Below are 13,156 nucleotides of genomic sequence, written 5' to 3' on the forward strand. Positions count from 1 at the left end.
GGGACACTCCGTGGGCATCGCGGGCGAAGCCGCACCCGTGGCGCCCTCGCCGTTGTCAGGACGCGCTGCGGTCAGCTGCCACCTCAGGACCCCGGCTCAGTGCGCCCGGCCACCACGCGACGCGTCCGATGTCCCTGACCAGGGCGGGCACCAGGAGCGAGCGGACGACAAGCGTGTCGAGCAGTACGCCGAAGGCGACGATGAACGCGATCTGGACCAGGAACGCCAGCGGGATCACGCCCAGGGCCGCGAAGGTGGCCGCCAGGACGACGCCGGCCGAGGTGATGACCCCGCCGGTGGTCGTCAGTCCGCGCAGCACACCCTGCCGTGTGCCGTGGATCAGGGACTCCTCGCGGACCCGGGACATCAGGAAGATGTTGTAGTCGACCCCGAGGGCGACCAGGAAGACGAATCCGTACAGCGGTACGGAGGAGTCGGTTCCGCTGAAACCGAACACGTGCTGGAAAACCAGGGACGAGATCCCGAGGGTGGCCAGGAAGTTGAGTGCCACCGTCGCGACGAGGAGGAGCGGCATGAGCAGGGAGCGGAGGAGCCCGATCAGGATGACCAGAATGATCACGAGCACGACCGGCACGATGAGAGCGCGGTCCTGCTCGGCGGTCTTCTGGGTGTCGTACTGCTGCGCGGTGTAGCCGCCGACCAGCGCGTCGGCGCCGGGCACCGCGTGCACCGCGTCGCGCAGGCGCGTGACAGCCTCCTTGGCGGCGTCGCTGTCGGCCGCACTCTTCAGTGTGGCGTTGATACGTACCCTGCCGTCCACGACGAGCGTCTCGCCCACCCCCGGGTGCCCGGAGACGGTCACCAGGGAGACGTCCGCGACACCGGCGACCCGCTCGTGGCCTCGGCCACCTCCTCCGCCCGGCCGGCACCTGCGATCACGACGGCGGGGTTGCCCGATCCGCCGGGGAAGTGCCTGCTCAGGGTCTGCTGGGCGGCGACGGACGGCGCGTCGTTGACGAAGATCTCCTCGAGAGGAACCCCCTTCGAGTCGAGCGTCGGCATGAGGGCGGCGCAGGCGAGAAGGACGACCAGGGTGGCGCCCCATACCTTGCGCGGGGCGCGGTCGACCAGGGCGGCGATCCGCGACCAGATTCCCGCCGAACCCGACTCGGCTTCGCCCTTCTTGGGCTTGGCCGGCCAGTACGCGGTCCTGCCCAGCAGAACCAGGACCGCGGGCAGGAAGGTGAGCGTGCTCAGGACGGCACAGACGATGCCGATGGCGCCCACCGGCCCGAGCGCCCGGTTGTTGGTCAGGTCGCTGAGCAGGAGGGCGAGCAGCCCAAGGGCGACGGTGGCGGCGCTGGCGACGATCGGTCCGGCGGACTCACGCAGTGCGGCACGCATCGCGGTCCACCGGTCGAGGTGGCGGCCCAGTTCCTCCCGGAACCGCGCGGTGAGGAGGAGGGCGTAGTCGGTGGCGGCGCCGATGACGAGGATCGACAGGATCCCCTGGACCTGGCCGTCGACCCGTACGAGGTCGTGATCTGCGAGTACGTACACGATCGCGCAGGCCACACCGAGCGAGAAGACGGCTCCGATGATGATGACCAGTGGCAGCAGAACGCTTCGGTAGACCAGCAGCAGGATGACCAGCACGGTCACGAGGGCGACGCCGAGCAGCAGGCCGTCGATTCCGGCGAAGGCTTCGGAGAGGTCTGCCTGACTGGCAGCGGGGCCGGCAACCTGAGCCAGGGTTCCGGGTACCCGGTCGGCCGCCTTCCGGATGTCTGCGAGCGCGTCGGGCAGCCCGTCCCCGAGGTCCGAGCTCAGCTGGACGATTCCCTCCAGGGCCTGACCGTCCGCGGACGGCAGCGCCGGGGTCACCTTGCCCGCCACCCCCGGCCCGCCGTCGAGCGAGTCCAGGGCCGCTGTTGCCGCCTGCCGCTGCTCCGGACCGAGGTCCGCGCCGCCCTTCTCCGATGTCCAGACCACGATGGCCGGCACGGTCTCCTGCCTGCTGAACGCCCTCTGCTCCCCGACGACCCGTGTGGACTCGGCGCTCTGCGGGAGGAACGAGGCCTGGTCGTTGGTGGCAACCTCACCGAGCTTCCCGGCGTACGAGCCGAACGAGCCACCGACGGCCAGCCAGACGACGACGAGAAATACGGGGATCAGCCAGCGAACCGGCCTCGATGCGGTGGACATGGCGCTCCCGGGTCGGGGGAAACTCTTTCAATTATCGAGTATCTCAATGATTGAATTATATGAGCGCGCCTCTCCGGCCCGGCTGCCGACGGCAGGTCCGGCGGGTGCCCCGGACGACCGGTGGCTCAGCGCTGGGGTGCCTGCATACGGGCGAGTTCCGCGTTCATGCGGTCGAGAAAGCGGAGCGTGGCTGCCAGCTCTTCCGGATCGGACGCACTGCGGGCCCCGGATGCCGCTTCGGCGAGGGGCATGAAGAACGAGCGGGCGGCCGCCTTGGCCGTGGGCTCGTAGTGCAGATGCACGACACGCCGGTCGGCGCTGTCGCGCGAACGCCGGATGTGGCCGACGCGCTCCAGGCGGTCCAGGCATGCGGTAACCGCGCCGGAAGTCAGACCGAGGTGATCGCGCAGCCGACCGGGAGTCAGCGGAACATCCGCGTCCAGGATCGCCGCGAGCGCCTGGACGTCTGTGGCGTGCAGGCCCTGCGTGTGCGCGAAGGCGTGCACCAGTCGGTTGATCTCACCGTTCATGCGGCGCAACTGCACCGCGAGGGCCTGGAGCTCCGAGACCGCGGACGCGTCCGTGCGTGATCCGTCGCGAGCCTCGTCTGCACTGTCCACCGCACCATACTAGGGCGTTCACGGCCCATCCCCCTTCTCTGCCTCTTCAGTTGTACGGACAGGGGACCGAACCCGTTTCCCGCGTAAGGAAGAAGGGCTGAACGCCGGCACCGCGTTCAAGAAAGTGCCGGGTCGCTCGGCGTGGACGGCCCGTCCGTGCAGAAGGTTCTGGAGAATGGCAGCGCTGTTCCCGGCGGCAGCCCGAGCGGTCAGGTCCGCCTGAAGAACCGCACACCGCCTCAGCGTGCCGGCCGCGCCCGGACGGCGCTCCCCCGATGGCGCCCCCGCTCTCTGCGGGTGACCGCCGACAAGCGGAACGGCCCGCAGGGGGACACCTTGGAAGCAGTACATCCGAGCCGGGAGAGGCCATGGAGAGCAGGGAAGACGACGGACTGCGGTGCCTGGTGACCGGCGCGACGGGGTACATCGGAGGCCGCCTCGTGCCCGAGCTCCTGGAAGCCGGTCACACGGTCCGCTGCCTGGCGCGCAGCCCCGAGAAGCTGCGGGACTACCCGTGGGCAGGAAAGGTGGAGGTTTCCAAGGGAGATGTGACCGACGCGGAGTCTGTCGCGGCCGGTATGCGGGACATCGATGTCGCCTACTACCTGGTGCATGCGCTGGGCAGCGGGTCCGGCTTCGAGGAGACGGACCGCAAGGCCGCCCGCATCTTCGGGGAGCAGGCGCGCGCCGCGGGCATCCGGCGCATCGTGTACCTGGGCGGGCTCACCCCGGCCGAGGTCCCCGAACAGGAGCTGTCGCCGCATCTCCGCTCGCGCGCCGAGGTCGGCCGCATCCTGCTCGATTCCGGTGTACCGACGACCGCGCTGCGCGCCGCGGTGATCATCGGCTCCGGTTCGGCTTCCTTCGAGATGCTGCGCTACCTCACCGAGCGACTGCCCGTGATGGTCACACCGAGCTGGGTGTCGACGCGGATCCAGCCGATCGCGGTCCGGGACGTGCTGCGCTATCTCGTCGGCAGCGCACGCATGCCCGCCGAGGTGAACCGCACCTTCGACATCTGCGGGCCCGACATCATGACGTACCGGGCGATGATGCAGAAGTACGCCGAGGTGGCCGGGCTGCCCCACCGGCTGATTCTTCCTGTCCCGATGCTGACTCCGAGGCTGTCCAGTCACTGGATCGGGCTCGTCACCCCCGTTCCCGCCTCCATCGCCCGTCCCCTCGCGGAGTCCCTGCGGTACGAGGTCGTGTGCCACGAACACGACATCGGCCGCCATGTGCCGGACGGCCCCGGGCAGCCCTTCTCCTTCGGTACGGCGCTCACCCTCGCCCTGCAGAGGGTCCGCGAGGCCAGGGTGACGACGCGATGGTCCTCGGCATCCACCCCGGGCATCCCCAGCGATCCGCTGCCCACCGACCCCGAGTGGGCGGGCGGCAGCCTGTACACGGATGTCCGCGAGCGCGATGTGGACGCCTCGCCCGAGGCACTGTGGCGAGTCGTCGAGGGAATCGGCGGTGACAACGGCTGGTACTCGTTCCCGTTGGCCTGGGCGATCAGGGGCTGGCTGGACCGGATGACGGGCGGTGTGGGGCTGCGCCGGGGACGGCGGGACGCCGAGAGGCTCCGTGTCGGGGACTCGCTGGACTTCTGGCGGGTGGAGGAGATCGAGCCCGGCCGCCTGCTCCGGCTGCGCGCCGAGATGCGGCTGCCCGGGCTGGCCTGGCTGGAGATGTACGCGGAGAAGGGCGAGGCCGGCCGGGCCCACTACCGGCAGCGGGCCGTCTTCCACCCGTCCGGACTGCTGGGGCACGCGTACTGGTGGAGTGTGTCGCCGTTCCACGCGATCGTCTTCGGCGGGATGGCGCGCAATATCGCGCGGGCGGCGGGCCGGACCACGGAAGGCGGACCACGGTGACCGTATCGGTGGTCCTGTTCACATCCGACCTGCGGCTCCACGACCATCCGCCCCTGCACGCGGCCCTTGCGTCGGCCGACGAGGTGCTTCCGCTGTTCGTGCTGGACGACGGCATCGAGGAAGCCGGGTTCGGCGTCCCCAACCGGCGTGCGTTCCTCGCCGACTGTCTGCGGGATCTGGACGAGGGGCTCCGCGTCCGCGGCGGACGTCTGGTGATCCGTTCGGGGGAGCCGGCCGAGGAGGTCTGCCGGATCGTCACCGAGACGGGTGCGCGCGACGTTCACATCGCGGCGGGCGTCAGCGGATACGCGCAGCGTCGTGAGGAACTGCTTCACAGGGCCCTCGAATCCCAGGGCTGCCGACTGCACGTCCATGACGCGGTGATCACGGCGGTCGCGCCCGGGGCCGTGGTTCCCAGCGGTGGGGGCAAGGACCACTTCGCGGTCTTCACGCCGTACTTCCGCCGCTGGTCCGGGGCGCAGCTGCGTGCCCCGTTCGGGGCACCGCGCGCCGTTCGTGTACCGGAGGGCCCCGCGTCCGCCCCTCCGCCCCCACGTGCGGGTCTCCCGGGGGTCTCGGCGGGTCTGGCCGAGGGCGGGGAGAACGAGGGCCGCAGGCGTTTCGCCCTGTGGCGCCGTCACGGTCTCGGACGGTACGAGGCGCGCCACGACGATCTCGCGGGCAACGCCACCTCGCAGCTCTCCCCGCACCTGCACTTCGGCACGCTCTCGCCCGCCGAGCTGATCCACCGGGCCCGCGCGGCGGGCGGTCCGGGTGCGGATGCTTTCGTACGGCAACTGTGCTGGCGGGACTTCCATCACCAGGTCCTGGCCGCGCGTCCGTCGGCGGCCCGCTCCGACTACCGCCCGCAGCAGGACCGTTGGCGCACCGAGCGGTCGGCTGCGGACGAGATCGCCGCCTGGCAGGAGGGCCGCACCGGCTATCCGCTGGTCGACGCCGCGATGCGGCAGCTGCGCCATGAGGGCTGGATGCACAACCGTGGGCGCCTGGTGACGGCGAGTTTCCTCACCAAGACGCTGTATGTGGACTGGCGGATCGGTGCGCGCCACTTCCTGGACCTGTTGGTGGACGGGGACCTCGCCAACAACCAGCTCAACTGGCAGTGGATGGCGGGTACGGGCACGGACAGCCGGCCCAACCGGGTGCTGAACCCCGTGCTGCAGGCCAAGCGGTACGACCCGGACGGCACGTACGTGCGCCGCTGGGTGCCCGAGCTGGCAGGGATCGACGGCGGTGCCGTCCACGAACCGTGGAAGCTGCGGGCTGCGGAGCGCGCCCGGTACGACTACCCGGAGCCGCTGGTCGGTCTGGCCGAGGGGCTGGCCCGGTTCAGGCATGCCCGCGGACTCGACTGAGGTCTTTCAGACCTTGCGCCAGCGGGCGTTGGCCCAGGAGAAGACACCGAAGGCAGCCAGGCCGAGCGCGATCAGTGCGAGCAGCCAGGGACCCGCCGGGGTTTCGGTGAAGGAACGCAGGGTGTCGTCCATGCCCTTGGCCCGGCCCGGTTCGTGCCGGACGGCAGCGGCGACCGCGAACCCGCCCGCCGTCGCGAAGACGATGCCGCGGACGACGCCGCCGAACATGCCACAGAAGTCGACGGCCTGACGGACCTTCTTCGTCATCTCGGACATCTTCAGGTGCTTGCGGTACTTGTGGGTGAGGGCCCGGAAGGCGATCCAGAGCCCCGCGCCGACGACGGCGGCGCCCGCGATCCCGACGATCCACTGGCCGCCCGTCCATTCCAGGGCCCTCGCCGTGACGTCGTCGGTCTGCCGGTCGGTCGATCCGCTGCCGCTGCCCTGGTCACCGGCGGCGTAGGAGAGCACGGAGTACGACACGAAGCCGTAGAAGAGGAAGCGGCCGGCGGCCATGGCCCGCTTGCCCGGCTTGTCGCCGTCGGGGCCCGCCAGCCCGAAGAGTGCCTCGGACAGGCGCCAGAGGGCCATCCCGGCCAGTGCCAGGCCGAGCACCCATAGCAGGACGCTCCCGAAGGGCTTCTCGGCTATCTCTGCGATGGCCCCGCCGCGGTCGGCCTGCTGACCGCCGCTGTCGGAGAACGCGATGCGCAGCGCGAGCAGTCCGACCAGGAGGTAGATCACCCCGCGCGCAACGAACCCCGCCCGGGCGCCTGCGGCCACGGCCTTGCTGTTCGCGGCTCTTCTGGCCGCATCACGTCCACCTGTCGACAACGCGTTCGTATTCATGCATCGCCGGGTGCCCCCCAAACGGCGATCAATGCCTGCGGCGCTACGGACATACCTCTACGCGTCGTCCTCGGCCGCCGCCACCTGCCCCTTGGCGCGCCGGCCCACGACGGCGGCCGCGGCCAGGGCGCTGCCGGTGAAGGCGAGGGCGAGCGTCCAGGGCCGGTCGAGCACGTGGTGAGTGGCGTGGTCCAGGGAGTAGCGACCGGCACCCGTCAGGCCGATCGCGGCGGCGGTGAAGCCGAGGAACGCCGGGTACTCGTAGCCGCCGCCCATCGCGAAGAAGCCCGCGGGCGCGTGGACGGCCACCGCACCGGCCATCGTGCCGGCCGCGGCGGCTCCGGCCGCCGGGGTGGCCAGGCCGAGGGCCAGCAGTACCCCGCCGCCGGCCTCGCCGATGCCTGCGGCCAGGGCGCTGTACTTCGGCGGGTGGAAGCCCATGGCCTCCATCCCCGCGGTGGTGCCCTCGATACCGCCACCCCCGAACCAGCCGGCCAGCTTCTGACTGCCGTGGGCGGCCAGCACGGCTCCCGTGCCGACCCTGAGGACAAGAAGACCGAGGTCACGTCGGTTGATGCAGGTCATGGGGGGTCTCCTGTCGACGCGGAACGAGCGGAGGTGCGAAACCGTACGGATCCACTGTCGCCGGGCCCGGACGGCGGGGTGCGGCGGTGCTGGGCCGTTCGGGAGCCGCCCGTGCGGCGACTGCGTCCCCGGATTCTCCGAAGTGCGACGTACGTCATTGTGCAACTAGTTGCACAATGACCTACCCCTCGTCTACAACTGGCAGGACGACCCCGCGCGAGGAGACCCGGATGAGCCCGTACCCCACCCTGCTGAGCCCGCTCGACCTCGGATTCACCACCCTGCCCAACCGGGTGCTGATGGGATCGATGCACATCGGCCTGGAGGAGGTCGAGCGCGGTTTCGAGCGGATGGCGGCCTTCTACGCGGCCCGCGCCCGTGGCGGAGTGGGCCTCATGGTCACCGGTGGCATCGCACCCAGCGCCCGCGCCTGCTCCTTCCCCGGTGGCGCAAAGATGACCACCGAGGCGGAGGCGGCACAGCACGCGGAGGTCACTTCGGCGGTGCACGAGGCCGGCGGCCGGATCGCGATGCAGATCCTGCACTTCGGGCGCTACGCACACCACCCGGACCTGGTCGCGCCGAGCGCTCTCAAGGCGCCGATCAGCGGGTTCACCCCGCACGCGCTCACGGACGACGAGGTCGAGGAGACCATCGAGGACTTCGTCCGGGCCGCGGAACTGGCACAGCGCGCGGGCTACGACGGCGTCGAGATCATGGGCTCCGAGGGCTATCTGATCAACGAGTTCATCGTGGCCGCCACCAATCACCGCGAAGACCGCTGGGGCGGCAGTTACGAGAACCGCATCCGGTTCCCCGTCGAGATCGTGCGCCGGGTGCGCGAGCGGGTCGGCAGCGACTTCATCCTGATCTACCGGCTCTCCATGCTGGACCTGGTGCCCGGCGGCTCCACGCTGGAGGAAGTCGTCCAGCTCGCCCGCGAGATCGAGGCGGCCGGCGCGACGATCATCAACACCGGCATCGGCTGGCACGAGGCACGCATCCCCACCATCGCGACGTCCGTGCCGCGCGGCGCCTTCACCTGGGTGACCGAGAAGGTGCGCGGCGCCGTCTCCGTACCACTGGTGACCAGCAACCGCATCAACACCCCCGAGCTGGCCGAGGAGATCCTCGCCTCGGGCCGCGCGGACATGGTGTCGATGGCGAGGCCGTTCCTCGCCGACCCGGACTTCGTCGCCAAGGCGGCCGAGGGGCGTGCCGACGCGATCAACACCTGCATCGGCTGCAACCAGGCCTGCCTGGACCACATCTTCAGCCTCCAGATCACCTCCTGCCTGGTGAATCCGCGCGCGTGCCACGAGACCGAGCTGGTGCTCTCACCGACCCGTACCCGTAAGCGCGTCGCCGTGGTCGGCGCCGGTCCTGCCGGTCTGGCGTGTGCGGTCACGGCGGCCGAGCGCGGGCACGCGGTGACGCTGTTCGACGCGGCCGAGGAGATCGGGGGCCAGCTCAACGTGGCGCGCCGGGTCCCCGGCAAGGAGGAGTTCAACGAGACACTGCGCTACTTCCGTACCCGGCTGGCCGAGGAGGGCGTCGAGCTCCGGCTCGCCACGCGTGCCACCTCCGCCGAACTCGACGGCTTCGACGAGATCGTCCTGGCGACCGGGGTCGAGCCCCGCTCCCCCGCGATCCCCGGCGTCGAGCACCCCAGCGTCGTCAGCTACCTGGACGTCCTGCGCGACGGTGCGCCGGTCGGCGACCGGGTCGCGGTCGTCGGGGCGGGCGGCATCGGCTTCGACGTCGCCGAATTCCTCACGGACGGCGGCGACGAGGCAAGCCTGGACCCGGCGGTGTTCTTCCGGCAGTGGGGCGTGGACACCGACTACGCGGACCGCGGCGGGCTGCGCACCCCCGAGCGTCCGAAGTCGCCGCGCACGGTGCATCTGATCCAGCGCAAGGCGAGCAAGGTCGGGGCCGGGCTCGGCAAGACGACCGGCTGGATCCACCGCACCGAACTGCGTCACCGCGGCGTCACGATGATCGCGGGCGCTTCGTACGACCTCATCGACGACGAGGGTCTGCACCTCACCGTCGACGGCGAGCAGCACCTGCTGCCGGTCGACACCGTGGTCCTGTGCGCGGGCCAGGAACCGCGTCGTGAGCTGTACGAGGAGCTGCGCGCCGCAGGCCGTCCGGTGCATCTGATCGGCGGCGCCGATGTGGCCGCCGAACTGGACGCCAAGCGCGCGATCCGCCAGGGCACGGAGCTCGCCGCAGCGCTGTGACGGCCGCACTCCCGCCCTCCTTAGGATGCACTCCATGTCACTCCCGCACGCGATCCTCACCGCCCTGCTTGAGAAGCCTTCGTCGGGGCTGGAGCTGACCCGCAGGTTCGACCGGTCGATCGGGTACTTCTGGCCGTCGACGCATCAGCAGATCTATCGCGAGCTGGGGAAACTGGAGCAGGCCGGGCACATCCGGGTTCTGCCGTCGCCGCAGCCGGCCCGTGGGCAGAAGAAGGAGTACGAGGTCCTGCCCGCGGGCCGCGACGAACTGACGGCCTGGGTGGCGGAGGCCGAGGACCCGCGGCCGGTCCGTGATCCGCTGCTGCTGAGGATGCGGGCGGCGGCGGTGGTCGGGGCTCCGGGTCTGGTCGGCGAGCTGCGCCGTCATCTCGCGCTGCACCAGCAGCAGCTGCAGGAGTACCTGGAGATCGAGGAACGGGACTTCCCGCCGGAGCGGACCGCGGACGAGGACACCTTGCGGCATCTGGTGCTGCGCGGGGGTATCGATCTGGAGACCTTCTGGACCGGCTGGCTGACCAGGGCCATCGGCGACCTGGACGGGCTCCGGGCCGATGAGGACCCAGGGACGTGAAGCCGCGCCCTAAGGGCCGCAGACCGGTGTCCTGACCGGTTCGGGCCGCAGCCCGAGCGGGTCGGCGGACCGCGGGCTCCCGATGCCCGGACTGCTCCTGCCGGGACCGCTGATGCCCGGGCTCCCCATGCCCGGGCCGCTGTTGACCGGGCTCGCGTTGACCGGTCTCGCGATCGGCGGGCTGCTGATGACGACCCGCGACGGCGCGTCCGCACCGGCCGGGCCGGGCGCGGTGTGCACCTGGGCGCTGCTGAGCAGAATCACGCCCCGTACAGCGGCCGCCGCACCGAGGAACGCCGGGATCAGGCCGACCACCCCGCCCTGCAGCCGTTCACCCAGGAGGGCCAGACCGATCGCGGCGGCGGCGACCGGGTTGGCCAGGGTGACCACGGCGAGCGGGGCGCCGAGGCCGCCCCGGTACGCGGTCTGGGACAGCAGCAGGCCGCCCATGGCGAAGGCGGACACGAGCAGCGCCACGGTCACCAGTCGCCAGCTGAGCAGCGGACCGGTGTGGTCGGTGGCAGCGACCGTGAGGGTCTGGGTGAGCGCGGAGGCCACGCCCGAAGTGATGCCGGATGCCGCCGCGTGCCGGAGGCCCGGGCGGGCGCCCGGGCGGCTGAGACCTGCGACCAGCGCCATGGCCACGGCGCCGACACCGAGGGCCTCGGGCAGGCTGAGCGTGTCGTGCGGGGCGGCGCCGCCCGAGGCCATCAGCAGGGCCCCGAGACCGAGCAGGGTGAGGAGCGTGCCGCGCCACTCCGTACGGCTGACCCTGCGCCCCGCGGCACGGGCTCCGAGCGGGACGGCCGCGACGAGAGTGAGTGCGCCCAGTGGCTGGACCAGGGTGAGAGGCCCGTACTTGAGGGCGGCGACATGCAGCAGCGCCCCTCCGGCATTCAGCCCGACCGCCGACCACCAGGCACCGCGGCCCATCAGGCGCAGCACTCCGGCGGACGGTTCGGAACGGCCGGCGAGGCGTGCCTGAGCCACAGCGGCTGCGGCGTAGGCGGCTGCTGAGACGAGTGACAGCGCGACGGCGACGAGCGTGGCGTTCATCGCGGTGCTCCGGATCGTGCGTACGGCCCGGATACGGATGCGTACGCGGGGCTCGGGAGGGGCGAGGGCGACGGCAGGTACGGCCCCGACATGGGCGCCACCGCACCGCCGGCGGCCGGGATCGCTGCGGACTGCCACGGCAGGTGCGCACGGACGGGCGCGGGGCGCGGCAGCCGGATCGCGGCGAAGACCACGGCCAGCAGCGCGGAGACCACGATCGCGTCGAGCCAGTAGTGGTTGGCCGTGCCCACGATGACGAGCAGGGTGACGAGCGGGTGGAGCAGCCACAGCAGGCGCCACCGGGAACGGGTGGCGACGATCAGCCCGACGGCCACCGTCAGTGCCCAGCCGAAGTGCAGGGAGGGCATCGCGGCGAACTGGTTGGCCATCGAGTCGGTCGCGGGCGTGGCTCCGTACACCGTCGGGCCGTACACCTGTCCGGTGTCGACGAGAGCTGCCGCGTCCAGCATCCGCGGCGGTGCGAGCGGGAAGAGCAGATGCAGCGCGAGCGCGGCGCCGGTGAGCACGGCGAGTATGCGGCGCGACCACACGTAGTGGCTCGGCCGCCGCCAGTACAGCCAGACCAGGAACAGCAGGGTGACCGGGAAGTGCACGGTCACGTAGTAGGTGTTCGCCGCCTGCACGAGCGTCTGGCTGTGGAGCAGCACGCCCTGCACGACCCCTTCACCGGGGAGGTGCAGCGCCCGCTCGAGGTCCCAGACGTCCCCGGCGTTGCGGTAGGCCTCCTCGACGTGTCCGTTCGCGGCCTGCCGGCCGAGTTTGTAGACGAGGAAGAGTCCCGCGACCAGAAGAAGCTCGCGGACGAGGGGCGGTCGGGCAGAGGTGTCCGGCTCCCGGTCCGCAGGCTCGCTGCGGGTGTGCATCACCCGTGCCCCTTTGCTGACGAAGCGCTGTTACGGCGGCATGGTCGAGTCCATGCCGTATCGATACGCCAGTGTACCGATACGCAAACGTATCGGTACACTGGCGTATCGATACACTGGAGTGCAGAGGGTCCTCGTCGCAGAGTCGCAGAGAGGGAAAAGCGCATGTCGTCGCCCGGTTCCACACAGTCGGCCGGTTCCACACAGGAGCAGGCACCCACGTCGCGCCGGTCGAAGATCACACCGGAGCGGGCGCACGAGCTCTACACGGCCGTGCTGGACCTGCTCCGGGAGAGCGGCTACGAATCGCTGACCATGGAGGGCGTCGCCTCGCGCACCCGGTGCGGCAAGTCGACCCTGTACCGGCAGTGGGGATCCAAGCCGGAGCTCGTCGTCGCCGCACTGCACAGCACCCGCAAGCCGGTGCTCGCACACATCGACACCGGCACCCTGAGCGGAGACCTGCACGCGGCCGCCCGGGCCGTCTGCACGGCGTCCGACCGCGACTCCACCCTCGTGCACGCACTCGGCCACGCCGCACTCCAGAGCCCCGACCTGCTGCGCGCCCTGCGTGAGGCACTGATCGCACCGTCGATCGCCGCGATCGACGACATGGTCCGGCGCGCCGTCGACCGCGGCGAGATCGAGGCGGACAACCCCGCCGCGGAGTACGTCGCCGCACAGATCCTGGGCATCATGCGCGCCCGGCCGCTACTGGAAGGGCGGTACGCGGACGACGCGTTCGTCACCCGCTTCATCGAGTGCGCCGTCCTTCCGGCGCTCAGGATCCCGACGGCCCCGCCCGGGCCCTGATGAACGTGGGCCGTCGTCCGAGCGGATGACGACGGTCCGCCCGCGCCGCACCGTGGGGACGGGGGTGGCGCGCAAACCGGCCGGCCGGCGGC

At 71.1% G+C, this 13,156-nt stretch carries 10 protein-coding genes and 1 pseudogene; 5 read left to right on the top strand and 6 right to left on the bottom strand.

Features of this window, described 5'->3' with window-relative positions; translation table 11 throughout:
• Nucleotides 1-55: 55 nt before the first annotated feature.
• Nucleotides 56-2,166, bottom strand: a pseudogene (locus tag ACFWBQ_RS27950) (MMPL family transporter).
• Nucleotides 2,167-2,291: 125 nt separating this feature from the next.
• The gene (locus tag ACFWBQ_RS27955; RefSeq protein ID WP_385501081.1) at nucleotides 2,292-2,786 is read right to left on the bottom strand and encodes a MarR family winged helix-turn-helix transcriptional regulator; all 495 of its coding nucleotides are present in this window, start codon (nucleotides 2,784-2,786) and stop codon (nucleotides 2,292-2,294) included.
• A gap of 368 nt (nucleotides 2,787-3,154) precedes the next feature.
• On the opposite strand from ACFWBQ_RS27955, the gene ACFWBQ_RS27960 reads away from it, so the two are divergent.
• Both ACFWBQ_RS27960 and ACFWBQ_RS27965 read left to right on the top strand, forming a co-directional pair.
• Nucleotides 3,155-4,663 carry an SDR family oxidoreductase gene (locus ACFWBQ_RS27960; RefSeq protein WP_385501084.1) on the top strand — a complete coding sequence of 503 codons (1,509 nt, stop codon included), beginning with the start codon at nucleotides 3,155-3,157 and terminating at the stop codon, nucleotides 4,661-4,663.
• Nucleotides 4,660-6,039 carry a cryptochrome/photolyase family protein gene (locus tag ACFWBQ_RS27965; protein ID WP_385501085.1) on the top strand — a complete coding sequence of 460 codons (1,380 nt, stop codon included), beginning with the start codon at nucleotides 4,660-4,662 and terminating at the stop codon, nucleotides 6,037-6,039. The genes ACFWBQ_RS27960 and ACFWBQ_RS27965 overlap by 4 nt, the downstream gene beginning before the upstream one ends.
• A 6-nt stretch (nucleotides 6,040-6,045) precedes the next feature.
• Here ACFWBQ_RS27965 and ACFWBQ_RS27970 read toward each other — a convergent pair whose 3' ends face one another.
• The gene (locus ACFWBQ_RS27970; protein WP_385501091.1) at nucleotides 6,046-6,888 is read right to left on the bottom strand and encodes a DUF1206 domain-containing protein; all 843 of its coding nucleotides are present in this window, start codon (nucleotides 6,886-6,888) and stop codon (nucleotides 6,046-6,048) included.
• A 57-nt stretch (nucleotides 6,889-6,945) separates the two neighbouring features.
• Nucleotides 6,946-7,473: a DoxX family protein gene (locus ACFWBQ_RS27975; RefSeq protein ID WP_385501092.1), complete on the bottom strand. Its 528-nt coding sequence runs from the start codon at nucleotides 7,471-7,473 to the stop codon at nucleotides 6,946-6,948.
• Nucleotides 7,474-7,703: 230 nt separating this feature from the next.
• Between ACFWBQ_RS27975 and ACFWBQ_RS27980 the strand changes: the two genes are divergently transcribed.
• Nucleotides 7,704-9,719, top strand: coding sequence for an FAD-dependent oxidoreductase (locus ACFWBQ_RS27980; RefSeq protein ID WP_385501093.1), 2,016 nt, complete (start codon nucleotides 7,704-7,706; stop codon nucleotides 9,717-9,719).
• 34 nt (nucleotides 9,720-9,753) lie between these two features.
• Entirely contained in the window at nucleotides 9,754-10,311 is a 558-nt protein-coding gene (locus ACFWBQ_RS27985; protein WP_385501096.1) for a PadR family transcriptional regulator, read from the top strand.
• Nucleotides 10,312-10,320: 9 nt separating this feature from the next.
• Here ACFWBQ_RS27985 and ACFWBQ_RS27990 read toward each other — a convergent pair whose 3' ends face one another.
• Both ACFWBQ_RS27990 and ACFWBQ_RS27995 read right to left on the bottom strand, forming a co-directional pair.
• Nucleotides 10,321-11,367 (bottom strand): hypothetical protein, encoded by a 1,047-nt coding sequence (locus ACFWBQ_RS27990; protein WP_385501097.1) that lies wholly within the window; start codon nucleotides 11,365-11,367, stop codon nucleotides 10,321-10,323.
• Nucleotides 11,364-12,251, bottom strand: a complete 888-nt coding sequence (locus ACFWBQ_RS27995; RefSeq protein WP_385501098.1) for a phosphatase PAP2 family protein — start codon at nucleotides 12,249-12,251, stop codon at nucleotides 11,364-11,366. Before ACFWBQ_RS27995 ends, ACFWBQ_RS27990 begins: the two co-directional genes overlap by 4 nt.
• A gap of 165 nt (nucleotides 12,252-12,416) precedes the next feature.
• Here ACFWBQ_RS27995 and ACFWBQ_RS28000 point away from each other — a divergent pair, with 165 nt between their 5' ends.
• Complete coding sequence (locus tag ACFWBQ_RS28000; protein WP_385501100.1) at nucleotides 12,417-13,064, top strand: TetR/AcrR family transcriptional regulator; 648 nt, start codon at nucleotides 12,417-12,419, stop codon at nucleotides 13,062-13,064.
• Nucleotides 13,065-13,156: the final 92 nt, after the last annotated feature.

The organism is Streptomyces sp. NPDC060035 (assembly GCF_042736635.1).
Classification (GTDB): Bacteria; Actinomycetota; Actinomycetes; order Streptomycetales; family Streptomycetaceae; genus Streptomyces.